This is a genomic window from Rhodococcus sp. USK10 (assembly GCF_019378875.1).
Classification (GTDB): Bacteria; Actinomycetota; Actinomycetes; order Mycobacteriales; family Mycobacteriaceae; genus Rhodococcus_F; species Rhodococcus_F pseudokoreensis.
This window is the reverse complement of the sequence record NZ_CP076048.1, coordinates 1,085,290-1,111,992: the sequence shown is the minus strand read 5'-3', so window position 1 is coordinate 1,111,992 and position 26,703 is coordinate 1,085,290. Positions and strand designations below refer to the sequence as shown.

Genomic DNA, 26,703 nt, shown 5'->3' with positions numbered 1-26,703 from the left:
CACCGCTGCGACCGGTCGCAGTTGGATCCTGTCCGCCGCGCCAAGGAAGGTCGATCAATGAGCAGTCTGCACAAGTTCAAGGCTTACTTCGGCATGGTTCCCCTCGACGACTACGAGGACGAGTACCTGGACGAGCCGGAACCTGCGCGCAGGCCCGCTCGACCGGCGCGCGACGGTGGACGCGATCCGTACCTCGACCGTGACGACCGCGACTTCGCCGAACCGGCCTTCAGCAAGGCCGCCTACGCGCCCGGTCGCCGGGACGACCTGGACGACGACTTCGACCGCTACGAGAGCCCCCGGCACTCGTCCCGGGTGGAACCCGTGGCCGTCCGGTCGGCACGTCCCAGCGCGAGCGGTGCTGTGCGCGGCAGCACCCGCGGCGCGCTCGCCGTCGACACGCGATCCGACCGGGTCGAGAGCCGTCGCGGACCCCTCTTCGACGAAGGTGGCCCACTGTCCAAGATCACCACGCTCCGCCCCCGCGACTACGGGGAGGCCCGCACCATCGGCGAGCGGTTCCGGGACGGCACCCCCGTCATCATGGATCTCGTCGAGATGAGCAACGCCGACGCCAAACGCCTCGTGGATTTCGCCGCCGGTCTGGCATTCGCGCTGCGCGGGTCGTTCGACAAGGTGGCCACCAAGGTGTTCTTGCTCTCACCCGCAGACATCGACGTGTCCGCCGAGGAGCGTCGCCGCATCGCGGAAACCGGTTTCTACAGCCAGAAGTAAGCCGGGGAGCGGGGGAAACGACCATCGGGATCCGAACGTCCGACACGACGCGAGCCGCGACGGCTGTGGCGCAGAACGCCCTGGCCACGCGGCTCGTTTTGATCGCCCGGACATTCTCAGGCAGAGTGAAGGTGTGGCCTTGTTCTCGGTGATCTATTTGATACTGTTTGTCTTTTGGCTGCTTCTCATCGGCAGAATCATTGTCGAGTTCGTACGGACCTTCGCACGAGACTGGCGGCCAACCGGCGTCGTGGTCGTCATTCTCGAAGCGATTTTTACGGTCACCGATCCACCGGTCAAACTGCTTCGGCGGTTGATCCCCCCGATCAATCTCGGTGGGGTGCGGTTGGATCTATCCATCATGGTCTTGCTGTTCATCGTCTTCATCCTGATGTCGATCGTTCAGGGACAAGCGCGTGCCGCGGGAGTGGTGTGACAGAATGGACCCCATTGATCCAGTCTTGTTTCACCGTTACGTAGACTGCGCTGTAACTGAATGCTTGCTAGACCGCCAAATGACGCGTGAAGGGATCCTTCCATGCCGCTGACTCCCGCTGATGTGCACAATGTCGCGTTCAGCAAGCCACCGATCGGTAAGCGGGGCTACAACGAAGACGAAGTCGATGCGTTTCTCGACCTCGTCGAGCAAGAGTTGTCGCGCCTGATCGAGGAGAACGCCGACCTTCGGCAGCGAGTTGGGGAGCTCGACAAGGAGCTCGCCGATGCGAAGAAGGCTCCCCGCTCCACGTCTGCAGCACCCACTCCTGCCCCCAAGGCGGAGCCCGCTCGCGTCGTCGAGCAGCCCAAGGCACCTGCTCCGGCGCCCGCTCCGGCCCCGGCCGCCGCGGCTGCCCCGGCTCCCGCTCAGGGCGCCGACGCTCACATGCAGGCCGCCAAGGTCCTGGGTCTCGCCCAGGAGATGGCAGACCGCCTCACGAGCGACGCGAAGACCGAGTCCGAGCAGCTGCTCGGCAACGCACGCACCAACTCGGAGCAGCTGGTCAGCGACGCGCGGAACCGTTCCGAGACGATGATCTCGGACGCCCGCCAGAAGTCGGAAGCACTGATCACCGACGCTCAGACCCGTTCCGAGACCCAGCTGCGCCAGGCCAAGGAGAAGGCCGACGCGCTGCAGGCGGACGCGGAGAAGAAGCACACCGAGATCATGGCGACGATCAACCAGCAGCGTTCGGTGCTGGAGGGTCGAATCGAACAGCTCAAGACGTTCGAGCGCGAATACCGTGTGCGCCTGAAGTCGTACCTGGAGTCGCAGCTCGAGGAACTGGAGCAGCGGGGATCCGCGGTTCCGGTGGACGGCGGTCAGGATTCGTTCGCACAGGGTGGATCGCAGTCCAATTACAGCCAGTCCTACGCCAAGGGCAATAGCTGACTGAGCGCGCGGTAGTTGCCCAGCCAGCGGCCCGGATTGAGGTTGAGCCGTGCTGGTCGTGACACTCGCTCTTGCAGCGGTGGGGTTCGCTCTCCTGGTGGTGGCTCTCATGACCGGTTCGGTCGTGTGGGCCTGGGGATGCATCGTGGTATGCGTCGCCGGAGCGGTCCTGCTGCTCGTCGGCGCTCTCGCGGGCAAGAAGGCCACGGTCGTGCCGGGGCAACCCGCGAGCGGTGTCCCCGGTGACCGCGGTACCGCAGCGGATACGGACACGACGCCCGGATCCGACGAGACCGACTGAGCTGCCGTCCGGCGGTGGCGGTTAGACTGCATTCAGCGAATAATTCAGTAATCGAGTTTCGCGGCGACGATCCGGCCATCACCGGGGAGCCTTCGGAAGAACGGCCGGCACGCCGGCTCAGTAGAACCGAACGGGTGGGCCCGTCACAGCCCGGCACCGAGAGGCGCCCTCCGGGGTGCAAGCGGGGTGGTACCGCGGTAGGTGACGCAGGAGGCGTCCCCGTCGTCCCCGTGCCGAGTACTTCAGGCACGAGGAGATCGCGGTGACCGACACCAGCAACGTGACCAACAGCAACGAGTCGTACCCCAAGGTCGATTACGGCGTCTCCCAGGACGCCGGCGTCCGGTTCCCCGAGATCGAGCAGCGGGTGCTGGCCGGCTGGGACGAGGACGACACGTTCCGGGCCTCGGTCACCCAGCGCGACGACGCCCCCGAGTTCGTGTTCTACGACGGTCCGCCGTTCGCGAACGGTCTCCCGCACTACGGCCACCTCCTCACGGGGTACGTCAAGGACCTGGTCCCCCGGTTCCAGACCATGCGCGGCAAGAAGGTCGAGCGCCGATTCGGCTGGGACTGTCACGGGCTGCCCGCCGAACTCGAGGCGGAGAAGCAACTCGGCATCAAGGACAAGTCCGAGATCGACGTCATGGGTCTCGAGAAGTTCAACGAATACTGCAAGTCGTCGGTGCTGCGCTACACGGACGAGTGGCGCGACTACGTCACCCGTCAGGCCCGGTGGGTCGACTTCGACAACGACTACAAGACCCTGGACCTCGACTTCATGGAGTCGGTCATGTGGGCGTTCAAGGAACTGTTCGACAAGGGCCTGATCTACCAGGGTTTCCGCGTGCTGCCGTACAGCTGGTACGAGCAGACGCCGCTGTCGAACCAGGAGACGCGGCTCGACGACGCGTACAAGATGCGCCAGGACCCGGCCGTCACGGTCGACATGCCACTGCGCGGTGAGGGACCGCTCGACGGCGCCAACGCCATCATCTGGACCACCACCCCGTGGACGCTGCCGTCCAACCTCGCCGTCGCGGTCCACCCGGACATCGACTACGTGCAGGTCGCGGGTGGCGACGGGAAGCGTTACGTACTCGCGAAGGACCGGCTGGGTCACTATGCCCGCGAACTCGGCGAGGAGCCCGAGGTGCTGTCCGAGCACAAGGGTTCCGAGCTCGTCGGGCTCAGCTACGACCCGCCGTTCGACTTCTTCGCCGGCCACGACAACGCGCACCGGGTGCTGTCCGCCGACTACGTGACCACCGAGTCCGGCACCGGAATCGTGCACATGGCACCGGCTTTCGGTGAAGAGGACTACGACTACTGCGTCCGCAACGGCATCGAACTGGTGCAGCCGCTCGACCCGGGCGGCAAGTTCACGGCGATGGTGCCGCCGTACGAGGGTCTCCTGGTGTTCGACGCGAACCCGGTCATCATCAAGGACCTCAAGGCTGCTGGAAAGTTGCTGCGGCACGAGACGATCGAGCACTCGTACCCGCACAGCTGGCGCAGCGGGCAGCCGCTGATCTACATGGCCGTGCCCTCGTGGTTCGTCGCCGTCACCAAGTTCCGCGACCGCATGGTGGAGCTGAACCAGGACATCACCTGGGTGCCCGAGCACATCCGCGACGGACAGTTCGGCAAGTGGCTCGAGGGTGCCCGCGACTGGAACATCAGCCGCAACCGGTACTGGGGCAGCCCGATTCCGGTGTGGGTGTCCGACGATCCGGCGTACCCGCGCACCGACGTGTATGGCTCCCTCGACGAACTCGAGCGTGACTTCGGGCTGCGGCCGACGGATCTGCATCGCCCGATGATCGACGACCTGGTGCGCCCGAACCCGGACGACCCGACCGGGAAGTCGATGATGCGCCGCGTGCCGGAGGTCCTCGACTGCTGGTTCGAGTCCGGGTCGATGCCGTACGCGCAGGTGCACTACCCGTTCGAGAATCGGGAATGGTTCGACTCTCACTTCCCGGGCGATTTCATCGTCGAGTACAACGGTCAGACCCGCGGCTGGTTCTACACGCTGCACGTGCTGGCGACGGCGCTGTTCGATCGTCCCGCGTTCAAGACCGTTGCGGCCCACGGCATCGTCCTGGGCGAGGACGGCCTGAAGATGAGCAAGTCCAAGGGCAACTACCCGGACGTGAAGGAGGTGTTCGAGCGCGACGGCTCCGACGCCATGCGCTGGTTCCTCATGTCGTCGCCGATCCTGCGCGGCGGAAACCTCGTCGTCACCGAGCAGGGCATCCGCGAGGGTGTCCGGCAGGCGCTGCTTCCGCTGTGGAACGCGTGGAGCTTCCTGCAGTTGTACGCGCCGACGTCCGGTGAGTGGCGCACGGATTCGACGAACGTCCTGGACCGGTACATCCTCGCGAAGCTGGCGGGCACCCGGGACGTCATCACCGACGCGCTCGAGACGAACGACATCGCCGGGGCGTGCGACGAACTGCGCACGTTCTGCGACGCGTTGACGAACTGGTATGTGCGGCGGTCGCGTTCGCGCTTCTGGGACGAGGACGCCGAGGCCGTCGACACCCTGCACACCGTGCTCGAGGTGGTCACCCGGCTCGCCGCGCCGCTGCTGCCGCTGATCAGCGAGGTGATCTGGCGGGGGCTGACCGGCGGACGGTCCGTGCACCTCGCGGACTGGCCCGCGGGAGCGGAACCTGGGGAGCGACCCGGAAGCACTGTCGGTGAGCTGCCTGCGGATCCGGAGTTGGTGTCGGCCATGGACGAGGTCCGGTCGGTGTGCTCGACGGTGCTGGGTCTGCGCAAGGCGCAGAACCTGCGGGTGCGGTTGCCGTTGCCCGAGGTGACGGTCGCGGCCGAGGACGCGGAGCGGCTGCGCCCGTATCTCGGACTGATCGCCGACGAGGTCAACGTCAAGAAGGTCGACCTCACCACCGACGTGGACGCACACGGCCGCTTCGAGCTCGTCGTCAACGCGCGCGCCGCGGGGCCGCGGCTGGGCAAGGACGTGCAGACCGTCATCAAGGCCGTGAAGGCCGGTGACTGGTCGGAGAACTCGGACGGCGTCGTCGTCGCGGCGGGGATCGAGTTGCTGCCGGAGGAGTACACGCAGCGTCTGGTTGCCGCCGAACCGGAGTCGACGGCGGCCCTGCCCGACGGTGCCGGTCTGGTGGTCCTGGACTCGGCGGTCACCGAGGAACTGGAAGCCGAGGGCTGGGCGAAGGACCGGATCCGCGAGTTGCAGGACGCGCGCCGCGCGGCCGGGCTCGAGGTGTCCGACCGGATCACCGTCGTCCTCGACGTGCCCGCGGAACGGCGGGACTGGGCGCTGGCGCACCGGGAACTGATCGCGGGCGAGATCCTCGCCGTCCAGCTGGAACTGGCCGAGGCGCCGGGCGATGCCGTCGAACTCGGCGAGGGTGTGCGGGCGGCGATCACGAAGGCGTGACCTGTCGGACCGGGCGGGTATTTTGCACCAGGTGAGTCGTCGGTGGGTGCTGCACCTCGACATGGACGCGTTCTTCGCGTCGGTCGAGCAGCTCACCCGGCCGACGCTCCGCGGCCGCCCGGTTCTCGTCGGTGGTCTCGGCGGGCGCGGTGTCGTCGCCGGGGCCAGCTACGAGGCGCGGGTGTTCGGCGCGCGGTCGGCCATGCCGATGCATCAGGCGCGGAGGCTGGTGGGTCCGGGTGCGGTGGTGCTGCCGCCGCGGGGCCGGCTGTACGGCATGCTGAGCAAGTCCGTGTTCGACGCGCTTCGCGGGCCGATGCCGGTGCTCGAGCAACTGTCGATGGACGAGGCGTTCGGTGAACCCACCGAACTGGCCGGAGCGGATGCGGCCACGGTGCAACGCTATTGCGAGGGCCTGCGGGCCCTGGTTCTCGAGGAGACGGGGCTCGTCGCGTCCATCGGTGCCGGGTCGGGGAAACAGGTGGCCAAGATCGCGTCCGGTCTCGCCAAACCCGACGGGATCACGGTGATTTCGCCGGACGAGCAGCACGCGGTGCTGGACGAGCTTCCGGTGCGGAAGCTGTGGGGCATCGGCCCGGTCGCGGAGGAGAAACTGAAGCGGCTCGGCATCGAGACCATCGGCGGTTTCGCGCGGACCCCCGAATCGGAGGTCGCGTCGATTCTGGGCACCACGATCGGACCGGGCCTGCACCGGTTGGCGCAGGGCATCGACAATCGGCCCGTCGCCGAACGCGCGGAGTCGAAACAGGTCAGTGCGGAGACGACTTTCGCCACCGACATCGTCACGATGGCGGACTTGCGAACTGCTGTCGAGTCGAGCGCGGCGTCCGCGTTCGTGCGCCTGCAGAAGGACGGCCGGGCCGCGCGCACAGTGGTGCTGAAGCTGAAGAAGGCGGACATGAGCATTCTGACGCGTTCGGTCACGCTTCCCTACGCGACCCTCGACCGTCAGATTCTGGTCGCGGCCGCGCAGCGTCAGGTGATCGACCCGATCGAACTCGGCCCGGTCCGTCTGGTCGGGGTGGGGTTCGCCGGACTGTCGACGGTGCGCCAGGGCTCGCTGTTCCCCGAACTGGACCTGGACGTCCCGGGCTACCAGGAGTCGAAGATCACGGATGCGGTCGGTGACGACGGCCTGTCCGTGCCCGTCCCCGCACCCGCCCCCGCCCCCGCACCCGCCCGGGCGATCGACACGCGGTGGCATCCCGGTCTCGACGTGACGCACCCGGACTTCGGCCACGGCTGGGTCCAGGGTGCCGGGCACGGTGTCGTGACCGTCCGATTCGAAACGCGCACAACGGGTCCGGGAAAGGCCCACACGTTCAAGGAGGACGACGGGCAACTCGAGACGGCCGATGTGGAAGGCTCGCTCGCGTGACCGGACGCATCGCCCGGACGAGGGAGTGGAGACCGGCTCCGCGAGAAGGTAGCCTCGGGCGCTGATGCCTACCCTTGGGTAATGTCGCCCGGGTAGCGAACGTGCTCAGATCGTCCGAGAACGAACACCGAGAATGAAGAGGTTATTGAGTTGAAGCTTCGTAAGATCACGGTTGCCGGAGTAGCAATCGCCGCAGCCCTCACGATGTCCGCGTGTGGCTCCGACGACGGCGACACGGCGGCCAAGACCACGACGACGACTTCCGCAGCTGCCGAGACCTCGGAAGCCATCGAGGTGCCCACCGCGGCCGATCTCAACGCGCTTCTGGTGCAGGGCCTCGACCCGGCCACCCCGCTCGAGGTCAAGTCCGCGATGGTCGAGGGCTCGGAGCAGGATCCGGAGCTCATCAACCAGGTCGCCGCCGCCGCCAAGGCCAACAACGCCCAGGTCACCGTTCTCGACCCGGTCATCGACAACGGTGACGGCACCGCCAGCGGCCAGCTGCAGCTGACCGTCAACGGCCAGGTCCAGCAGGGTGGCGTTCCGGCCATCTTCGTTCCCGGCGAGAACGGAACGTGGAAGCTGTCGAAGATCACCGCATGCCAGATCGTGTCGCTCGCGCAGCTGACCTCGCCTGCATGCCCTGCCTGATTCCGGGCCGAACCGTGCGGTCCTGACGGATCGCCGCGTTCTCGCACCGATGCCGGTGTCCCCTCGGGGGCACCGGCATCGGTCGTTACGGGGTCGGCTCACCCGGCGGGTGCGGGCGCGAGCTTCGCCACGGCGGTGCTCGTCAGGTCGCCGAAGACGCCGGCGTCGATCGGATCCTGTCCCGTCGCGACCAGTTGAGTGACGGTGCTGCCGACGACGACCACCACCACGTCCGAGACGAGACTGACGCCCTCGCTGGTGGTGACGAGCCGGAACGCCGTCGACGCGTCGCCCGCGGGCTGCTGCTCGCGGCCCCCGACCCGGTACTGCACCTGCACGCCGTCGGCGTCCGTGCCGCTGTACTGGGTGCATCCCGCCAGCCGGCCCTGCACCGCGGCGAAGGCCTGGGCCGCGTCGGCGCCGGTGGCGTAGCTCGCCGCGTCCTGGTCGATGGTCGCGAAGCCCGGGCCGGTGAACCAGCCGGACGCGGACGCCGGCGCTCCCGGGCGCTGGTCCGCGACCGGCGACAGCACCGCGGCGCAGTCCGCGGGATCCGTGCTCGACTTGTCGGAATCCGCCGACTCCGACGCGGGCGGCAAACCCAGATCCTCCTCGGGATCGGGGACCGGGGTGAATCCGACCGGTAGGTCGCCGACGTCGAGGAGCGCCGCCTTCAGCGCGGCCCGATCGGCGAACGGTGTGCCCGCCGCATCCGGCGCGGCGGTCACCACCGGACCGAGCGGCTCCAGCGATCCGGTGTCGCCTGCGTCGCCGGACGCGTTCGACGAGCATGCCGACAGCGCGAGCACGGCCAGCAGCGAGTAGGAGGCCGCGACGGGTCCGCGGCGCATCACGACCCCCACCGGACCGAGTTCGACGTGGTCTGGTGCAGGCGGGTGGCGCCGTCGGGGTCGCTGTACTGCTGGTCACCGCCCACGGTCACCGTCCCGGACACCGGCAGCGGCAGACCGAGGTCGACGGTCATGGTGCCCGAGCCCTGCATCACGTACTGGTCGACGTTCAGCGTGCCTGCCTCTCCGGGCAGTTCCCACACGGGGGACTTCGGCTTCTGGTCGATCGTGTAGTCGACGGTGAGGCGGTTGCCGTCTCGCGCGGTCAGGGTGGCCACGGTCGTCTGGTCGAGCGCGATGCCGCTCATCACCTGCTGGCGGATCGTCCACTGGGCGCCCACACCGACCGGTTCCGCCGGAAACGGGACCGTGCGGTACACGGCTTGGTAGAAGGCCTGCTCGATCGCGGAGCGCGCGATGTCCTGAGCGTCGGCGTCCGGTCGCAGTCGCAGCGCGGTAATCGCACCGGTGGGATCGACGGTGAAGCCGGCGCCGGAACCTGCACTGGCTTCGAGTGCGCTGCCGAGGCGGTCGTCGGGGCTGGTGACGTCGCCGAGCGTGAGGTCGACGGTGGTGCTGCCGTCCGCGTCCTCGGTCGCCCGGCCGACGGCGGCGGTGAGGGGGAGCGTCACCTGGGGGAGGAGAAGTCCTGGGCGGGCTGGTCGTCGATCTGCTGGAACACCTGCGCGTCCGTGGTCAGCTGGACGTCCTGCGTGACCCCAGCCGGCGGTCTGCGTGAGATCACCTCCCGTGGTTCCTCTCCGGGCTGGATCAGTTCGACGGTGGTGGCGGAGATTGGGACGGTCACTTCGGCGGGAGTGGACGTGGACCCTGCGGGGCTCGACTCCGAGGAGTCGCCGTCACCTCCGCACCCGGCGGTCAGAGCGACCAGGGAGAGGGTTGCGGCGAGTAGGCAGAATCCGGGTCGCAGAGCTTTCGAGAACAGTGGCACGCCCCCAGGCTAGTGCGCGCGGGAGCGCGTGAACGGAGGCTTGCCTCCGTAGTGGATGATGAACGGGTGAGTCAAGACCCCACGGCAGAGAACGAGACCGACGCCGAAGACCGGAACGACGGTGACACGTCCGGCGCCGTAGCCCCCCGGCCGGCGAAGCATCAGCGCAGGCTGCTGCTGTTCGCGATCGCAGGGACGATCCTCGCGACCGACCTGCTGACGAAGATCCTCGCCGTCGCCAACATCGAGCCCGGGCGCCCGGTCTGGCTGATCGGGGACCTCGTCTCGCTGCGGCTCGTGCGCAACCCCGGCGCGGCGTTCTCCATGGCCACCGGCATGACGTGGCTACTCACCCTCGTCGCCGTGGGTGTGGTGGTCGGCGTCGTCCGCATCGGCCGGACGCTGCGGTCGCCGTGGTGGGCGCTCGGTCTCGGGCTCGTGCTGGGAGGTGCCCTCGGCAATCTCGTCGACCGGTTCTTCCGGGCCCCCGGAGTGATGCAGGGGCACGTCGTCGATTTCGTCTCCGTCGGCTGGTGGCCGGTGTTCAACGTCGCGGACTCCGCGATCGTGTGCGGTGCGATCCTGCTCGTCGTGCTCACCCTGGTGGGGCTGGAACCTGACGGAACACGCAAGGGGGAAGAGAAGTGAGGGAAACACGGTCGATGCCGGTCCCGGACGGGCTCGAAGCGATGCGGGTCGACGCCGGCCTCGCTCGACTGCTCGGTCTGTCGCGCACCGCGGTCGCGCAGCTCACCGAGGAGGGGTCGGTGCTCGTCGACGGCGCTCCGGTCGGCAAGTCCGACCGGCTGTCCGCAGGCACCTGGCTGGAGGTGGAACTGCCCGAGCCGCCGCGGCCGCTGACCATCGAGGCGGAACCCGTCGAGGGCATGGAGATCCTGTACGCCGACGACGACGTGGTCGCCGTCGACAAACCCGTCGGGGTCGCGGCCCACGCCAGTGTCGGGTGGACCGGTCCGACGGTGATCGGTGGCCTCGCCGCCGCGGGCTTCCGGATCTCGACGTCCGGTGCGCACGAGCGCCAGGGCATCGTGCACCGGCTGGACGTCGGCACGTCCGGAGTGATGGTGGTGGCCACGTCGGAGCGCGCCTACACACTCCTCAAGCGCGCGTTCAAACAGCGGACCATCGACAAGCGGTACCACGCGCTGGTGCAGGGTCACCCGGATCCGAGCAGCGGAACCATCGACGCCCCCATCGGCAGGCACCGCAGCAACGACTGGAAGTTCGCGGTCACCGCGGACGGCAAACCCAGCATCACCCACTACGACACGGTCGAGGCGTTCCAGGCGGCGAGCCTGCTCGACATCCACCTGGAGACGGGCCGGACCCATCAGATCCGCGTCCACTTCGCCGCGCTGCGGCACCCGTGCTGCGGCGACCTCACGTACGGGGCCGACCCGCGGCTGGCCGAACGCCTCGGGCTGGAGCGCCAGTGGCTGCACGCCCGGTCGCTCGGGTTCGCGCATCCCGCGGACGGGCGGTGGGTCGAGATCACGTCCAAGTACCCGAAGGATCTCGAGGACGCTCTCGGGGTTCTGCGGGCGAGCTGAGGTGCGGCTCCCGCGCCCCGGCGGTACCGCGGTGCCGGCGGTGCTCACCGCTGTCGTCCTGATCGCGGTGACCGTCGTGCTCGGGGCGCTGAACCCTGTCCGGCGCACGCCCGTGTCGACGGACACGCTGGGCCCGGACAACGGGGAAGTGGTGGCCGACTACCTGGCCCGGGCGGACCGATCGCTCGACGAGGCGGACGGCCGCCAGGAGCGGTGGGCGCTGGTCTCGTTCACGCGTCCGGTGACCACGGACACCGTCCGGGACGCCGCGTCCGGCACCCGGGTGTCGCAGGTGCTCTTCCGCGTGCCGCTCGACCGGGTGCAGACCCCCTTCGTGCCCGTGTCCGTCGCGGCAGGCGACGCGGCCCTCGCCCGGGCGAGCGACCTGGCCGCCGGCCGCGCCCAGGCGATGACGGGCGAGACGGAGCGGCAGGCGCAGATCGCGGCGGTTTCGTCGGCGGAACTCGCCGGGAACTGCGCGTGCGTGATCGGCGCCGTCGTCCGCGGCGATCACGACGCCCTGGCCGCGCTGCGGTCCGAACCGGACGTCCGGGCGGTCGAAGCGCTCGGCGCCGACGCCGTCGCCGGGCGGTTCGCGGTGCGCCCGCTGCTGCCGGAGCAGGTCGAGACCGTCGCGCCCGGTCCCGACGACGGGGTCGTCCCGGGGAGCGGCTCGTGACGGCGCGCAAGGCGGAAACCGTGGGCGCCGCCTGCGGAGTCGGCGCCTACGTGCTGTGGGGCGCGTTCCCGGCGTTCTTCGGTCTCCTCGGCCCTGCCGGGTCGGTGGAGATCCTCGCGCACCGCGTGGTGTGGACGCTCGCACTCATGTTTCTCGTCCTCGCGGTCTCGGGCCGGCTCCACTCGCTGCGCGGGCTCAGCGCGCGCACCTGGCTGCTGGTCACGGCCGCCTCGACGGCCATCGCCGTCAATTGGGGCACCTACATCTACGGGGTCACGTCCGACCGGGTGGTCGAGACGGCGCTCGGCTACTTCATCAACCCGTTGGTGAGCGTGCTCCTGGGCGTCGTGATCTTCCGGGAACGGCTCGTCCCGGCCCAGATCGTCGCGCTCGCCCTCGCCACGGTCGCGGTGATCGTGATCACCGTCGACTACGGGCATCCGCCGTACATCGCGCTCACCCTGGCCGCCTCGTTCGCGCTGTACGGACTGTGCAAGAAGGTGATGCCGCTCGACCCGCGGACGAGCCTCACCGCCGAGGGCATCGTTGCCGCACCCGTCGCGGTCGGCTACCTCGTGTTCCTCGCCCTCACCGGAGCAGGCACGTTCCTGGGGTTCGGCGTCGGGCACACCCTGCTGCTGATGGCCGCGGGCCCGGTGACCGCCCTGCCGCTGCTGCTGTTCGGCGCCGCGGCGCAACGGGTGCCGTTGCGCACACTCGGCATGCTGCAGTACCTGACACCGGCGCTGCAGATGGCCTGGGGCGTCGCCGTCCTCCACGAGGACATGCCCGCGTCGCGGTGGATCGGATTCGCCCTGATCTGGGTGGCGCTCGCGATCTTCAGTACCGATGCGCTGGTACGGGTCCGGCGCGAACGGCGCAATCCCGCCCCGTCCCAGGCGCCCGTCCCGTAACTCGCGTCACGACTTCGCCGACACCCGCCGTCGGCGACCGGAACTGTCGGTCCGAGGGCCTACACTCGTGAGGCTCCCAGACCTTCAGAGAGGCGCACGTGGCTGACTCGTTCGTACATCTGCACAATCACACCGAGTACTCGATGCTCGACGGTGCGGCCAAGGTCGGCCCCCTGTTCGAAGAGGCCGCGCGGCTGGAGATGTCGGCGGTCGGCATGACCGACCACGGCAACATGTACGGCGCCAGCGAGTTCTACAACGTGGCGAAGAAGCAGGGCATCAAGCCGATCATCGGCATCGAGGCGTACGTGGCGCCCGAGTCCCGTTTCAACACCAAGCGTGTGCTGTGGGGCGACCGCAGCCAGAAGTCCGACGACGTCTCCGGTAGCGGTGCGTACACCCACATGACGATGGTCGCGGAGAACGCGACCGGTCTGCGGAACCTGTTCAAGCTGTCCTCGCTCGCGTCGATCGAGGGTCAGCTCGGCAAGTGGGCGCGCATGGACGAAGACCTCATCGCCACCCACCACGAGGGCATCATCGCGACCACGGGCTGCCCGTCCGGCGAGATCCAGACCCGGCTGCGACTCGGCCACGACCGCGAGGCGCTCGAGGCGGCCGCCAAGTGGCAGGAGATCTGGGGCAAGGACAACTTCTTCCTCGAGCTGATGGACCACGGACTGTCGATCGAGCGACGCGTGCGTGAGGGCCTCCTCGAGATCAGCAAGAAGCTCGAGATTCCGCCGCTCGCCACCAACGACTGCCACTACGTCACGAAGGAAGCAGCGGAGAACCACGAGGCGCTGCTCTGCATCCAGACCGGCAAGACGCTGTCCGACCCCACCCGGTTCAAGTTCGACGGTGACGGCTACTTCCTCAAGTCCGCCGCGGAGATGCGGGCTCTGTGGGACGACCAGGTGCCCGGCGCGTGCGACAACACCCTGCTCATCGCCGAGCGTGTCCAGCCGTACGACGACGTGTGGGCGCACCACGACCGGATGCCGATCTTCCCGGTTCCCGAGGGCGAGACGCAGGGCACCTGGCTGCGCAAGGAGGTCCTCCGCGGGCTGGACCGCCGGTTCCCCGACGGACCGCCCAAGGAGTACCTGGCCCGCGCCGACTACGAGATCGGCGTCATCCTGGAAATGGGTTTCCCCGCCTACTTCCTCGTCGTCGGCGACCTCATCAACCACGCGCGCGAGGTCGGCATCCGGGTCGGCCCCGGCCGAGGCTCGGCCGCCGGTTCGCTCGTCGCCTACGCGATGGGCATCACCAACATCGACCCCATCCCGCACGGCCTGCTGTTCGAGCGGTTCCTGAACCCCGAGCGCGTGTCCATGCCCGATATCGACATCGACTTCGACGATCGCCGTCGCGGCGAGATGGTGCGCTACGCGACGGACAAGTGGGGCAGCGACCGCGTCGCCCAGGTCATCACGTTCGGCACCATCAAGACGAAGGCGGCCATCAAGGACTCCGCCCGAGTCCAGTTCGGTCAGCCCGGTTTCGCGATCGCCGACCAGATCACGAAGGCGCTGCCGCCGCCGATCATGGCCAAGGACATCTCGGTGTCCGGCATCACCGACCCGACCCACGAGCGCTACAAGGAAGCGGTGGAGGTTCGCGCCCTCATCGACTCCAACCCGGACGTCGCGAAGATCTACCAGACGGCCAAGGGACTCGAGGGCCTGATCCGAAACGCCGGCGTCCACGCCTGCGCGGTGATCATGTCGTCCGAACCGCTGATGGACGCGATTCCCGTGTGGAAGCGCGCCCAGGACGGCGCCATCATCACCGGCTGGGACTACCCGTCGTGCGAGGCCATCGGCCTGCTGAAGATGGACTTCCTCGGACTGCGGAACCTCACCGTCATCGGTGACGCCATCGACAACATCAAGGCGAACCGGGGCATCGAACTCGATCTCGACACCCTCGCGCTCGACGACACGGCCACGTACGAACTGCTCTCGCGCGGTGACACTCTCGGGGTGTTCCAGCTCGACGGCAGCGCAATGCGCGACCTGCTGCGCCGCATGCAGCCCACCGGCTTCGAGGACATCGTCGCGGTGCTCGCGCTGTACCGGCCCGGTCCGATGGGCATGAACGCGCACAACGACTACGCCGACCGCAAGAACGGGCGGCAAGAGGTCAAACCCATCCACCCGGAACTCGAGGAGCCCCTGAAGGAGATCCTGGCCGACACGTACGGCCTGATCGTCTACCAGGAGCAGATCATGCAGATCGCGCAGAAGGTGGCCGGGTACTCGCTCGGACAGGCCGACATTCTCCGCCGCGCCATGGGTAAGAAGAAACTGTCGGTGCTGGAGGAGGCGTACGCAGGCTTCCGCGAGGGCATGCTCGCGAACGAGTTCTCCGAGCCCGCCATCAAGGCGCTGTGGGACACCATCCTCCCGTTCGCCGGGTACGCGTTCAACAAGTCGCACGCCGCCGGATACGGCCTGGTGTCGTTCTGGACCGGGTACCTCAAGGCCAACTATCCGGCCGAGTACATGGCCGGTCTGCTCACCTCGGTCGGTGACGACAAGGACAAGGCCGCCGTCTACCTCGCGGACTGCCGCAAGATGGGCATCACCGTGCTGCCGCCGGACGTCAACGAATCGGAGGTCAACTTCGCCTCCGTCGGAGAGGACATCCGGTTCGGCATGGGCGCCGTCCGCAACGTCGGTGCCAACGTGGTGGGCTCGATCATCAAGGCGCGCAAGGAGAAGTCCAAGTTCGTCGACTTCTCCGACTACCTCAACAAGATCGACGCTGCCGCCTGCTCCAAGAAGGTCACCGAATCGCTGATCAAGGCAGGCGGATTCGACTCGCTGGGCCACCCGCGCAAGGGGCTCATGCTCGTCCACGCCGACGCCATCGACGCGGTGATGGGCACCAAGAAGGCGGAGGCGATCGGCCAGTTCGACCTGTTCGGCGGCGACGACGCCGACGAGTCGATCGCGTCGGTGTTCAACGTGAAGATCCCCGAGGAGGAGTGGGACTCCAAGCACCGGTTGGCGCTGGAGCGGGAAATGCTGGGACTGTACGTGTCCGGGCACCCGCTCAACGGCGTCGAGCACGTGCTGTCGGCGCAGTCCGACACCGCGATCCCGACCATCCTCGAAGGCGACATCAAGGACGGCACCCAGGTCACCGTCGGCGGCATCCTCGCGTCGGTGAACCGGAGGATCAACAAGAACGGTCTCACGTGGGCGTCCGCTCAGCTCGAGGACCTGACCGGTGGTATCGAAGTGCTGTTCTTCCCGCAGGCCTACTCGGTGTACGGGATGGACGTCACGGAGGACTCCGTGGTGCTCGTCAAAGCGCGCGTGTCGATCCGCGACGACCGGATCTCACTCATCGCCAACGACCTTGCGGTGCCGGACCTCTCGGCGGTGGGGGTCGCGAAGCCGTTGGCGGTCAGTCTGCCGCTGCGTCAGTGCACCAAGGACAAGATCGGCGCGCTGCGGCAGGTGCTCACCCGCCATCCGGGCACGTCGGACGTGCACGTGCGGTTGATCGGCGGCACCGAGGTCACGTTGTGGAAGGTGGACGACGTGCTCCGGGTGGAACCGTCGTCGGCGTTGATGGGCGACCTCAAGGCGCTGCTCGGACCGAGCTGCCTGTCCGTGTGATCGCTCTGACGGATGCGGCTAGGAGCGCGGCGGGAAGAGCCGCCGCGCCCACCACACCACGACGGCGGCCGCGGCGGCGGTGAGAACGGCCGCCTGCAGCGTCTGGGTGACGACGAGGATCGTGACGAAGACCAGCAGCGCGACTGCCAGGGCCTCCAGCTTGTAGAGGGGCCACTCGGTGCCGGCGAGATCGACGGTCCTTGTGGGTGCGCTGCGGCGCACATCGCGGCGCACCCAAGCGTCGTGTGTCGTCATCGCAGGTCACCTCACTGGAGTGGGTCGGGGGAGCGGACGTCCCCGCGTGCGATCAGGGTACTCGGAATCCGGAGTTCGGCGCAACGAACAAACTGATGCGGTCCTTCGCATGTGCGCTGGTTCGGTGGAATCGGTGGCGGGCTCTCGCGGACCAGGTGTTGACTGGACGCATGCCACTCACAGGTGAATACGAACCCAGTCCGTCCAAGTGGGCAGCGGATCAGGCCGAGTTGATGGAATCCACCGACGGTGCCGAGGGCACGACGTTGGGCGGCAGGCCCGTCGTCCTGCTGACCACCCGGGGAGCGAAATCCGGCAAGATCCGCAAGACGCCGCTGATGCGTGTCGAGCACGACGGGACGTACGCGGTCGTCGCCTCGCTCGGCGGCGCCCCGAAGAACCCGGTCTGGTACTACAACGTGAAGGCCGAACCGCACGTCGAACTCCGCGACGGCTCGGCGACCCACGACATGGTGGCCCGTGAGGTGACGGGCGACGAGAAGGCCACGTGGTGGGAGCGGGCCGTCGCCGCGTTCCCGGACTACGCCGATTATCAGAAGAAGACCGACCGGCAGATCCCGGTGTTCGTGCTCGAACCCGCCTGAGTCTCGCCCCGCCGCTGTCTTTCGCCGTTCGACCGTCCCCGACCGGAGGCCCGATGAGAGCGAAAACCGTTGCCGATCAGCTGGTGCGTCAACTCCAGGATGCCGGCGTCCGGCGGATCTACGGAATCGTGGGCGACAGCCTCAATCCCGTCGTCGACGCGGTCCGGCGGTCGGGCGGCGCGGAGAAGGGCGGGATCGACTGGATCCACGTACGGCACGAGGAGGCCGCCGCCTTCGCCGCGGCCGCGGAGGCGCAGGTCACCGGTAAGCTGGCGGTCTGCGCCGGCTCGTGCGGGCCGGGAAATCTTCATCTGATCAACGGTCTCTACGACGCGGACCGCTCGGGGGCGCCGGTGCTCGCGATCGCGGCGCAGATTCCGAGCGAGCAGATCGGTCTCGGCTACTTCCAGGAGACGCACCCGGATCGGCTTTTCGTCGAGTGCTCCCGGTACGCCGAGCTGATCGGAAGTCCCGCGCAGGCCCCGCGCGTCACGGCGTCCGCCATCGCGCACGCGACCGCGCTGTCCGGTGTCGCGGTGATCACCCTGCCGGGCGACATCGCGGACCGCCCCGCCGAGGGGCGGGCGCCGTCGGTGCCGCGCACCGGTGCGCCGGCGATCGTGCCCGACCAGTCCGACGTCCAGGCGCTCGCGGACACCGTGAACGCGGCGGCGAAGGTCGCGATCTTCGCCGGCGAAGGGGTGCGCGGGGCTCGCGAGGAGTTGCTCGGCCTGGCCGACACGATAGGTGCGCCGATCGGCCACACCCTCCGCGGCAAGGAATGGATCCAGTACGACAACCCCTTCGATGTCGGGATGACGGGACTGCTGGGGTACGGGGCGGCGCACGACGGGATGCACGGCGCCGATCTCCTGCTGCTCGTCGGAACGGACTTCCCGTACAACCAGTTCCTGCCGGACGGCGTCCGCACCGCGCAGATCGACTGGGCCGCACAGCGAATCGGCCGGAGAACAGACGTCGACCTGGCGGTGCACGGCGACGTGGGGAGCACGTTGCGTGCGCTCGCCCCGCTGATCCGGCGCAAGGACGACCGCCGCTTCCTCGACGACATGCTCGACAAGCACCGGACGCTGATGAACAAGGTGGTCGGCGCATACACGAAACCTGCCAAGCAGCGCGTCCCGATCCACCCCGAGTACGCGGCGTCGATCCTCGACGACCTGGCCGCCGAGGACGCGATCTTCACCACGGACACGGGAATGTCGAACGTGTGGACGGCGCGCTACCTGACGCCGAACGGCTCGCGGCGTTTCCTCTCCTCGGCCCTGCACGGATCGATGGCGAACGCCCTGCCGCATGCGATCGGCGCCCAGGTGTGCGCGCCCGGCAGGCAGGTGGTGTCCGTGTCGGGCGACGGCGGGCTGTCGATGCTGCTGGGGGAGCTGGTGACGGTCGCGATGTACCGGCTCCCGGTCAAGATCGTGGTGTTCAACAACTCCACCCTCGGCATGGTCAAGCTGGAGATGCTGGTGGACGGGCTGCCTGATTTCGGGGTCGACGTCGCGCCGGTCGACTATTCGGCGGTGGCCTCCGCGCTGGGCATCTTCGCCCGCCGGATCGAGAATCCGGCCGACATCGAATCGGGTCTGCGGCAGGCATTCGATCACGACGGACCGGCCCTCGTCGATCTCGTCACCGACCCGTTGGCGCTGTCGCTGCCACCGACCATCACGGGTGGCCAGCTCACCGGTTTCGCATTGGCGCTGTCGAAGATGGTGATGAACGGAGGTGTCGGCGAGGCCGTGAAAATGGCGAAGTCGAACGTCCGGAACGTGCCGCGACCGTCGCAGTTCGATCCGCGCGGCTGAACCCGACTGGTATCCCATGGCCGGAGAGTGGGAACATATCCGGGTGTCCACATCGCCCGATACCGCAGCCCAGAACATCACCTCGCCCCTGACAGTGGGCGACATCGACGCGGCCATCGAGCGAATTTCCCACGTGATCGACGCGACCCCACTGCAGTGGAGCGAACGCCTGTCGTCCCTGACCGGCGCGAACGTGTACCTCAAGCGGGAAGACCTGCAGGTCGTCCGCTCCTACAAACTTCGCGGCGCCTACAACCTCATGGCCCAGCTCGATGCCGCCGAGCGTGCCGCCGGAGTCGTGACGGCCAGCGCCGGTAACCATGCGCAGGGCGTCGCGTTCGCTTGCCGGACAATGGAAATCACCGGCCGCATCTACGTCCCGTCGAACACCCCCAAGCAGAAGCGTGATCGCATCCGGGCGCACGGCGGCGAGTTCGTCGAGCTGATCCTGACGGGGGAGACGTACGACGCCGCCGCCGCTGCGGCCGCCGACGATGTGCGGCGGACGGGCGCGACGATGGTTGCACCGTTCGACGACGCCCGGACCGCGGCCGGTCAAGGCACCATCGCCGCCGAGATCCTCGCGCAGCTCGGCAGCGCCCCCGATTCCGTCCTGGTTCCGGTCGGCGGCGGCGGGTGCATCGCCGGCATCGCCACGTATCTGCACGCGCACGCACCCCGCGCGGCCATCGTCGGGGTGGAGCCGACGGGGGCGGCGTCGATGACGGCGGCCCTGGTGGCCGGTGGTCCCGTGACGCTGACGGAGATCGACCCGTTCGTCGACGGCGCGTCGGTGAAGCGGGTCGGCGACCTGCCCTACGCCGTGGTGTCCGCCCTGGGCGCCGAGGTAGTGACGCACACGTCGCTGGGCCAGGCGGATCGGTCGTCCACGATCCGGCTCGATCCGGAGACGTTCGTGATGACCAACCTCGACGAGGGTGCGCTGTGCACCGCGATGCTCGAGCTGTACCAGAACGAGGGCATCATCGCCGAGCCGGCGGGCGCGCTGTCGGTGGCGGCGCTCGGGAACATCACGTTCGAGCCCGGTTCCACGGTGGTGTGCCTGATCTCTGGCGGCAACAACGACGTCTCGCGGTACGGCGAGATCCTGGAACGCTCGCTGGTGAATCTCGGTCTCAAGCACTACTTCCTCGTCGACTTCCCGCAGGAGCCGGGCGCCCTGCGCCGCTTCCTGGACGAGGTGCTCGGCCCCGAGGACGACATCACCCTGTTCGAGTACGTGAAGCGGAACAACCGGGAGACCGGCGCCGCCTTGGTGGGTATCGAGCTCGGCAAGGCGGAGGGGCTCGGCGAGCTGCTCGAACGGATGGAGCAGTCCCGGATGCAGGTGGAACGCCTGGAGCCGGGAAGCCCCGCGTACCGCTACCTCACCTGAGCCGCTATTTCTGCAGCAGCCGCGCGACGACCTTCTTGTACAGCTCGGGCTCGGGCATGGGAAGCCTGAGCAGCGCGGCCAGGTAGATGCCGTCGCCGACGAGGCGCACGATCTCGGCCTGCACGGGATCATCGATCTCGTCCTGCAGGCCCTCGTCCCAGCTGCGCATGACGTCGGTGACGGCCTTCTGGATCTCGTCGTGCTGACCGTCGACGCTCCGTAGGGCGGCGATGGTCGAACGGTAGAGGGCGAGTTCCTCGGTGGTGCTCGCGTCGGGGACCTGCAGATACCACTCGGACATCGAGGTGCCGCCGGACACGGCGTCGGCGAGCTGGGCGTCGGCCCGCTCGCCGAGCCGGCGCACCATGGCGGCGAGGAGCGCTTCCTTGCTGGGGAAGTGATAGAGCAGTCCGCCCTTGGACACCCCGGCCTCCGCCGCGACGGCTTCGAGGGTCACCTGGGCTATCCCCACGTCGAGCAGCAGCTTCTCGAGGGCGTCGAGTATTCGATCGCGCGTACCGGCAGCCATGGAGAGGGACTGTACCCGGAAAATAACTTTACCGTCCGGACGGTTCACGGTAATGTAACGGAACTGTACCGGCCGGACGGTTCATCGGGTGCCGGCCCCAATCGAAAGTCGCAGGAAGATAAATGTCTGTCTCCACGGATCGCGGGATCAACGACGCCTACGGCGCGCCAGGTCAGTCCTCCGCATCACGCCGAGACTGGCTCGGATTGGTCGTCCTGGCCTTCGCCGTCCTCCTGATCGCCGTCGATGGCACGGTGCTCGACCTCGCACTGCCGTTCATCAGCGCCGACCTCGAGCCCAGCAGCACGCAGCTGCTGTGGATCATCGACGTCTACTCCTTCGTCCTCGCCGGACTGCTCATCACCATGGGCACACTCGGCGACCGGATCGGACGGCGCCGTCTGCTGCTGATCGGCGCCGCCGGATTCGGTATCGCGTCGCTGATCGCGGCATGGGCGCCGACACCCGAGATGCTCATCGCGGCCCGTGTGCTGCAGGGAATCTCGGGTGCCACGCTGATGCCCGCGACCCTCGGCCTGATCCGCACGATCTTCGTCGACCCGCGCCAGCGGACCCTCGCCATCGGCGTGTGGGGCGCGATGGCCGGCGGCGGCACCGCGGCGGGCCCGCTGATCGGCGGCTGGCTGCTCGAGCACTTCTGGTGGGGCTCGGTGTTCCTGATCAACCTCCCCGTGATGCTGGTGCTGATCGCCGTGGGACCGCTCGTGATCCCCGAATCCAAGGATCCCGCGCCGGGACGGTTCGACCTGCTCAGCGCGGCACTGTCGATGACGACGATGCTGCCGCTGGTGTACGCGGTCAAGGAAACCGTGGTGCACGGCCTCGACCCGATGCTCCTCGGCGTCGGTCTCGTCGGCGTCCTGTCGGGTGTGGTGTTCGTGCGCAGGCAGAAGTCGATGAAGGACCCGATGATCGACATCGGCCTGTTCGCGAAGCCCGCGTTCTCGACCGCCGTCCTCACCAACCTGCTGTCCATCTTCGCGCTCGCCGGTGTGCTGTTCTTCGGCTCGCAGTACCTGCAGTTGGTGCTGGGCAACAGCGCGTTCGAATCGGGTGTGCTGATGCTGCCCGGCATGCTGATGAGCGCGGTCACCGCGCTCGCGGCGGCCTGGATGGTGCGCCGGTGGGCCACCTCGCACGTGCTCGGCAGCGGCCTCGCCGTCGCGGGTGTGGGTGCGGCACTGATGCTCACGCTCGGCGTGGACGGTGCCCCGACGATGTTCGTGGTCGGCTTCGGTCTCGCCGGGGCCGGTGTCGGCATCGCGCTGACGCTGACGTCCGACCTCGTGGTGAGCGCCGTCGAGCCCGAACGGGCCGGCGCCGCCTCCGCGGTGTCCGAGACCGCGTACGAACTCGGCATCGCACTCGGTGTGGCCGTGCTCGGCAGCGTCGTCATGGCGATCTTCCGCAGCGGCCTCGACACGTCGATGCTGCCGCAGGAGCAGATCGAGCCCGCGCAGGGCACGCTCGGTGCCGCGGTCGCGGAGGCTCAGCAACTCCCCGAGACGGCGCGGGCGGTGTTCCTGGAGTCCGCGCAGTCGGCGTTCGTCGACGGCATGCACGTCGCCGCGGGCGCGACCGCCGTGATCCTGTTCGCGACCGCGATCCTCGTCCTGCGGATGCTGCGCGACCGTCAGGGCGAGCTGTCGAGCACCACGAACGAGTGACCCGGTAGCACCGTCGCCGACGCGGTCTGGTCCTGCGTCGGCGGCTCCCACCACAGCACGGGGGAGCCGCCGACCGGGACGGTCACCGGTTCGGCACTCAGATTGCAGGCCAGGCGAAGTGCGCCGCGGTGCACCACGATCCACTGCTGCGCCTCGTCGTACTCGACGGACAGGTTCTCGAGCCACGGGTCCGTCAGCTCGGCGCGCTCCCGGCGCAGCCGCAGCAGCGAGCGATAGCAGTCCAGCAGCCGGGCGTACGGCTGCCGGGCCAGTTCGTCCCAGTCGAGCTTGGACCGCTCGAACGTCTCCGGGTCCTGCGGGTCCGGAACGTCGTCCGTGCTCCAGCCGTGCTCCGCGAACTCGGCCTTGCGTCCCTCTGCCGTCGCCCGCGCGAGCTCCGGCTCCGGGTGCGAGGTGAAGAACTGGAACGGGGTGCTCGCCCCCCACTCCTCGCCCATGAACAGCATCGGCGTGAACGGCGAGCAGAGCACGAGCGCCGCCTTCACGGCAAGCTGCCCGGAATCGAGATACGTGCCGGGGCGGTCGCCGATCGCCCGGTTGCCGATCTGATCGTGCGTGCACGTGTACGTGACCAGTGAACTGGCCGGGATCCGCCGCGTGTCCAGCGGTCTGCCGTGCGTGCGACCCCGGAACGTCGAGAACGTGCCCGCATGGAACCATCCCTGGCGCAGGGTGTCCGCGAGGCAGGCCATCGAACCGAAATCTCCGTAATAGCCCTGCCTCTCGCCCGAGACCGCCGCGTGGATGGCATGATGCACGTCGTCGTCCCACTGGGCGTCGAGGCCGCAGCCGCCTGCCGACCGCGACGTGATCAGGCGCGGATCGTTGAGGTCGCTCTCGGCGATGAGCGTCAGTGGCCGCCTCAGATGCGCGGACAGCCGGCGGGTCTCGACGGCCAGATCCTCGAGAAGGTGGGTGGCGGTGTGGTCGACGAGCGCGTGGACGGCGTCGAGTCGGAGCGCGTCGATGTGGAACTCGCGGAACCATCGCAGCGCGTTGCCGATGATGTAGCGGCGCACCTCGCCGCTGTCCGGTCCGTCCAGGTTGATGCTGCGGCCCCAGGTGTTGGCGCCCTGCGCCAGGTACGGGCCGTACCGGTCGAGGTAGTTCCCCGACGGTCCGAGGTGGTTGTAGACGGCGTCGAGGACGACGCCGAGACCGCGGGTGTGGCACGCGTCGACGAGGGTCTGCAGCCCGTCCGGTCCGCCGTAGCCCTCGTGCACCGTGTACCAGAGGACGCCGTCGTATCCCCAGTTGTGGGTTCCGTTGAACCCGTTGACGGGCATCAGTTCCACGAAGTCGACACCGAGTCCGACGAGATGGTCGAGCCGGTCGATCGCGGCGGCGAAGGTGCCCTCCGGAGTGAACGTGCCGACGTGCAATTCGTAGACGACGGAGCCGGCGAGCTGCCGCCCGGTCCACTGCGAGTCGGTCCAGACGCTCTCGTCGAGCGTGTGGAGCTGGGACGGGTTGTGCACGCCGTCGGGCTGGCGCGGCGACCGGGGATCGGGGAGCGGGGTGTCGCTGTCGTCGAGGAGGAACGCGTACCGGGAGTCCGGCGACGCGTCGACGTCGGCCCGCCACCACCCGTCCGGCGACGGGGTCATCTCGTGGCGCCTGCCGTCGACCTCCACGGAAACCGATGTCGGGATCGGGGCCCATACCTCGAATGTGTGCATCCGATCAGCATGCCTCGACCGGGCGGGCCGCGCAGGACAGTCAGCTCTCGGGCGCGGAGGAGTCCTCGACCTCCTCGATGATCTCGGCGCCGAGAACCGACAGCCGGTGTTCCTCGGCGTCCTGCACGGTGCCGAAGTCCTGCTCCTCGAGCACGTTACGGTCCTTGTCGAGGTATCGATAGGTAGCCATGCCCCCACGATGGCACACGGCGGCGGAGATGGCGGCGAGTCGGCCCTTTCGCCCCGCATCCGGAAGTAGCAAGCTGAGAGTACGGACTCGAACGTCGCGAGGAGCAGTCATGCACGTAGCAGTGGGAGACCGGTTGCACGTTCAAGGCCGGGTGGTCGGGGTGCACGAGACGACCGCCGAGGTCGTGGAGGTACACGGCGAGAACGGCGAACCGCCCTATCTCGTCCGATACGACGACGGCCACGAGGCCCTCGTGTTTCCCGGATCCGATGCCTGGGTGGAACACCCGAAGTCGTAGGCATCGGGCGTATCGCCTGGTCCAGGCGCGGCGGATCGCCGTGTCGCATTGGTTGCACGATCGATGAAACGAATGCGTCTATCGTGAGACCGTGCCCGACTCCGCCAAGAGGCCCTACTCTTCGCCGCTGCGTGCGGAATCGGCGCGCCGGACCCGCCTCCTCGTCCGGGATGCCGCGGCCCGGTTGTTCGCCGAACGCGGATACGTCAGCACCACGGTGCGGAACGTGGCCGAGTCAGCCGGGGTGTCCACTCGCACGGTCTTCACCGCGTTCCCGGGCGGCAAGGCGGAACTGTTCCACGAGGCACTGCACGCGGCGATCCAGGGCGACACCGACGCCGCTCCTGCCGCCCGCACACCCCGGGACGGCGACCCGGTGGAGCGGATCCTCGAACAGATGGTGGAGTACAGCACCGACGTCCTGGAGCGGGCCGGCACCCTGATGGCGACGTCGATCGAATCCTCGGGAGCGGACGAGGACATGCGGCGGTTCGCCGACGAGGGCGCGCGGGCGTCCGCCGAGAATGCGATGACCCTCGCCGAGGGGCTCGCCGCGCACGAACTGCTGCGCCCCGAGATCTCCGTCCAGCGGGCCGCCGACGTGCTGTTCACGGTCGTGTCCCCGCAGGTGTATTCGATGCTGCGCCTGCAGTGCGGGTGGGACGTCGACGACTACCGGAACTGGGTGAAGGCGACGATCCGGGCCAGTCTGCTCCACTGAGCGCCGGCAACCCCGCCTAGGGCAACAGGATGAATTTGCCCGCCGCGTGCGGCTTCCGGAGATCGGCGTGAGCGCGCGCCGCCTCCGACAGCGCGTACGTGCGTGCGACCCGCACCCGCACGTCACCGCTGCCCGCGAGGTCGACGAGGAACCCGCGGGCCCGCTTCCGCGGTTCCATGCCTTCAGGCCCCAGCGCGCCCACGATCCGGAAACCGGCCTCGCCCGCCCGTGGTCCGGGGACGGTCGTCACCAACCGCGACCGGTCCCGCACCAGGTCCACGGAGACGTCGATCGCCTCGTCGCTGCCCGCGGTGTCGATGACGGCGTCCACCCCGTCCGGTGCCAGGACTCGGATCCGGTCGCTCAGGCCGTCCCCGTAGGACACCGGGGTCGCGCCGAGCGACCGCACGTAGTCGTGGTTCCCGGGGCGCGCCGTGCCGATGATCGTGGCGCCGCGGGCCCGCGCCAACTGCACGACGAACGACCCCACGCCGCCCGCAGCCCCGTGTACGAGCAGCAGGTCGCCGGTGCCGACGTTCGCCGTGTCGAGGGTGTCGACCGCCGTGGCACCCACCGCGAGAAGTCCGGCGGCCTCGTTCCACGGCAACGACGCCGGTTTCGGGACCACCGAATCACCCGACACCACGAGTCGGTCTGCGTACGCCTCCGACAACGGGTACGCGATCACCTCGTCGCCCACCGCGATCGGGCCCCTCGGTCCCGTGGCGGAGTCACCCACCTCCGCGACGACGCCCGCCGCCTCGCTGCCCAGCCGCATCGGCAGCGCGACGGGATCGGCGCCGAACGCGCCGCTGTAGAGCTTGTAGTCGATCGGGTTGACCCCGATCGCGCGGACCTCGATCACCACCTCACCCGGCGCGGGACCCACCGGCTCCGCATCGACCACCGCGAGGACCTCCGGCCCTCCGTACGCCCGGGCAACCACACGTCGCATACAGAGGCCAGTACCCCCGTGAGTACTTC

24 protein-coding genes and 1 pseudogene are annotated in these 26,703 nt (G+C 68.5%); 18 read left to right on the top strand and 7 right to left on the bottom strand.

The window, feature by feature from the left end; translation table 11 throughout:
* The first annotated feature begins 57 nt into the window (after window positions 1–57).
* From I1A62_RS12025 to I1A62_RS11995, 7 genes are all read left to right on the top strand, one after another.
* The gene (locus I1A62_RS12025) at window positions 58–735 is read left to right on the top strand and encodes a cell division protein SepF (RefSeq protein WP_124389971.1); all 678 of its coding nucleotides are present in this window, start codon (window positions 58–60) and stop codon (window positions 733–735) included.
* A 133-nt stretch (window positions 736–868) separates the two neighbouring features.
* A complete protein-coding gene (locus I1A62_RS12020) occupies window positions 869–1,171 on the top strand; it encodes a YggT family protein (protein ID WP_072945348.1) in 303 nt (100 codons plus the stop codon).
* 102 nt (window positions 1,172–1,273) lie between these two features.
* Window positions 1,274–2,125, top strand: coding sequence for a DivIVA domain-containing protein (locus I1A62_RS12015; protein ID WP_124389972.1), 852 nt, complete (start codon window positions 1,274–1,276; stop codon window positions 2,123–2,125).
* A gap of 49 nt (window positions 2,126–2,174) precedes the next feature.
* Window positions 2,175–2,426 (top strand): hypothetical protein, encoded by a 252-nt coding sequence (locus I1A62_RS12010; protein ID WP_219458774.1) that lies wholly within the window; start codon window positions 2,175–2,177, stop codon window positions 2,424–2,426.
* Window positions 2,427–2,688: 262 nt separating this feature from the next.
* Window positions 2,689–5,856 carry an isoleucine--tRNA ligase gene (ileS, locus tag I1A62_RS12005; RefSeq protein WP_219458773.1) on the top strand — a complete coding sequence of 1,056 codons (3,168 nt, stop codon included), beginning with the start codon at window positions 2,689–2,691 and terminating at the stop codon, window positions 5,854–5,856.
* A 46-nt stretch (window positions 5,857–5,902) separates the two neighbouring features.
* Window positions 5,903–7,255 carry a DNA polymerase IV gene (locus I1A62_RS12000; RefSeq protein WP_124390040.1) on the top strand — a complete coding sequence of 451 codons (1,353 nt, stop codon included), beginning with the start codon at window positions 5,903–5,905 and terminating at the stop codon, window positions 7,253–7,255.
* A gap of 150 nt (window positions 7,256–7,405) precedes the next feature.
* The gene (locus I1A62_RS11995; RefSeq protein WP_087556253.1) at window positions 7,406–7,906 is read left to right on the top strand and encodes a hypothetical protein; all 501 of its coding nucleotides are present in this window, start codon (window positions 7,406–7,408) and stop codon (window positions 7,904–7,906) included.
* A gap of 98 nt (window positions 7,907–8,004) precedes the next feature.
* On the opposite strand, the gene I1A62_RS11990 is transcribed toward I1A62_RS11995, so the two are convergent.
* Window positions 8,005–8,757 (bottom strand): sensor domain-containing protein, encoded by a 753-nt coding sequence (locus I1A62_RS11990; RefSeq protein ID WP_124389975.1) that lies wholly within the window; start codon window positions 8,755–8,757, stop codon window positions 8,005–8,007.
* Window positions 8,757–9,709 (bottom strand): annotated as a pseudogene (locus tag I1A62_RS11985) (hypothetical protein). The gene I1A62_RS11990 and the pseudogene I1A62_RS11985 overlap by 1 nt, the downstream one beginning before the upstream one ends.
* A 51-nt stretch (window positions 9,710–9,760) precedes the next feature.
* On the opposite strand from I1A62_RS11985, the gene lspA reads away from it, so the two are divergent.
* From lspA to dnaE, 5 genes are all read left to right on the top strand, one after another.
* A complete protein-coding gene (lspA, locus tag I1A62_RS11980; RefSeq protein WP_192581723.1) occupies window positions 9,761–10,357 on the top strand; it encodes a signal peptidase II in 597 nt (198 codons plus the stop codon).
* Window positions 10,354–11,280, top strand: coding sequence for an RluA family pseudouridine synthase (locus tag I1A62_RS11975; protein ID WP_005260233.1), 927 nt, complete (start codon window positions 10,354–10,356; stop codon window positions 11,278–11,280). The genes lspA and I1A62_RS11975 overlap by 4 nt, the downstream gene beginning before the upstream one ends.
* 1 nt (window position 11,281) lies before the next feature.
* Entirely contained in the window at window positions 11,282–11,959 is a 678-nt protein-coding gene (locus I1A62_RS11970; RefSeq protein WP_124389978.1) for a hypothetical protein, read from the top strand.
* Window positions 11,956–12,873: an EamA family transporter RarD gene (rarD, locus tag I1A62_RS11965; RefSeq protein ID WP_124389979.1), complete on the top strand. Its 918-nt coding sequence runs from the start codon at window positions 11,956–11,958 to the stop codon at window positions 12,871–12,873. The genes I1A62_RS11970 and rarD overlap by 4 nt, the downstream gene beginning before the upstream one ends.
* 98 nt (window positions 12,874–12,971) lie before the next feature.
* Entirely contained in the window at window positions 12,972–16,508 is a 3,537-nt protein-coding gene (dnaE, locus tag I1A62_RS11960; RefSeq protein WP_219458772.1) for a DNA polymerase III subunit alpha, read from the top strand.
* A gap of 18 nt (window positions 16,509–16,526) precedes the next feature.
* On the opposite strand, the gene I1A62_RS11955 is transcribed toward dnaE, so the two are convergent.
* Complete coding sequence (locus tag I1A62_RS11955) at window positions 16,527–16,763, bottom strand: hypothetical protein (RefSeq protein ID WP_124389981.1); 237 nt, start codon at window positions 16,761–16,763, stop codon at window positions 16,527–16,529.
* 170 nt (window positions 16,764–16,933) lie between these two features.
* Here I1A62_RS11955 and I1A62_RS11950 point away from each other — a divergent pair, with 170 nt between their 5' ends.
* From I1A62_RS11950 to ilvA, 3 genes are read left to right on the top strand one after another with little or no spacing between them, the layout of a single operon-like run.
* Window positions 16,934–17,368, top strand: a complete 435-nt coding sequence (locus tag I1A62_RS11950) for a nitroreductase family deazaflavin-dependent oxidoreductase (protein WP_124389982.1) — start codon at window positions 16,934–16,936, stop codon at window positions 17,366–17,368.
* A 53-nt stretch (window positions 17,369–17,421) separates the two neighbouring features.
* Window positions 17,422–19,197 (top strand): pyruvate dehydrogenase, encoded by a 1,776-nt coding sequence (locus I1A62_RS11945; RefSeq protein WP_219458771.1) that lies wholly within the window; start codon window positions 17,422–17,424, stop codon window positions 19,195–19,197.
* Between the two features lie 43 nt (window positions 19,198–19,240).
* Entirely contained in the window at window positions 19,241–20,593 is a 1,353-nt protein-coding gene (gene ilvA / locus I1A62_RS11940) for a threonine ammonia-lyase IlvA (RefSeq protein WP_124389984.1), read from the top strand.
* 4 nt (window positions 20,594–20,597) lie between these two features.
* Here ilvA and I1A62_RS11935 read toward each other — a convergent pair whose 3' ends face one another.
* Complete coding sequence (locus I1A62_RS11935) at window positions 20,598–21,122, bottom strand: TetR/AcrR family transcriptional regulator (protein WP_087556262.1); 525 nt, start codon at window positions 21,120–21,122, stop codon at window positions 20,598–20,600.
* A gap of 122 nt (window positions 21,123–21,244) precedes the next feature.
* Here I1A62_RS11935 and I1A62_RS11930 point away from each other — a divergent pair, with 122 nt between their 5' ends.
* The gene (locus tag I1A62_RS11930) at window positions 21,245–22,810 is read left to right on the top strand and encodes an MFS transporter (RefSeq protein ID WP_124389985.1); all 1,566 of its coding nucleotides are present in this window, start codon (window positions 21,245–21,247) and stop codon (window positions 22,808–22,810) included.
* Here I1A62_RS11930 and treZ read toward each other — a convergent pair.
* Window positions 22,777–24,510: a malto-oligosyltrehalose trehalohydrolase gene (gene treZ / locus I1A62_RS11925; RefSeq protein WP_219458770.1), complete on the bottom strand. Its 1,734-nt coding sequence runs from the start codon at window positions 24,508–24,510 to the stop codon at window positions 22,777–22,779. The two genes, I1A62_RS11930 and treZ, sit on opposite strands and share 34 nt — an antisense overlap.
* Before the next feature lie 40 nt (window positions 24,511–24,550).
* On the bottom strand, window positions 24,551–24,700 hold the full coding sequence (locus I1A62_RS11920; protein WP_179220139.1) for a hypothetical protein: 150 nt from the start codon (window positions 24,698–24,700) through the stop codon (window positions 24,551–24,553).
* A gap of 109 nt (window positions 24,701–24,809) precedes the next feature.
* On the opposite strand from I1A62_RS11920, the gene I1A62_RS11915 reads away from it, so the two are divergent.
* Together I1A62_RS11915 and I1A62_RS11910 are read left to right on the top strand one after the other, a co-directional pair.
* Window positions 24,810–24,998, top strand: coding sequence for a DUF1918 domain-containing protein (locus tag I1A62_RS11915; RefSeq protein WP_005247576.1), 189 nt, complete (start codon window positions 24,810–24,812; stop codon window positions 24,996–24,998).
* Between the two features lie 91 nt (window positions 24,999–25,089).
* Window positions 25,090–25,719: a TetR/AcrR family transcriptional regulator gene (locus I1A62_RS11910; protein WP_124389987.1), complete on the top strand. Its 630-nt coding sequence runs from the start codon at window positions 25,090–25,092 to the stop codon at window positions 25,717–25,719.
* A gap of 16 nt (window positions 25,720–25,735) precedes the next feature.
* Here I1A62_RS11910 and I1A62_RS11905 read toward each other — a convergent pair whose 3' ends face one another.
* Entirely contained in the window at window positions 25,736–26,674 is a 939-nt protein-coding gene (locus tag I1A62_RS11905; protein ID WP_124389988.1) for an NADP-dependent oxidoreductase, read from the bottom strand.
* Window positions 26,675–26,703: the final 29 nt, after the last annotated feature.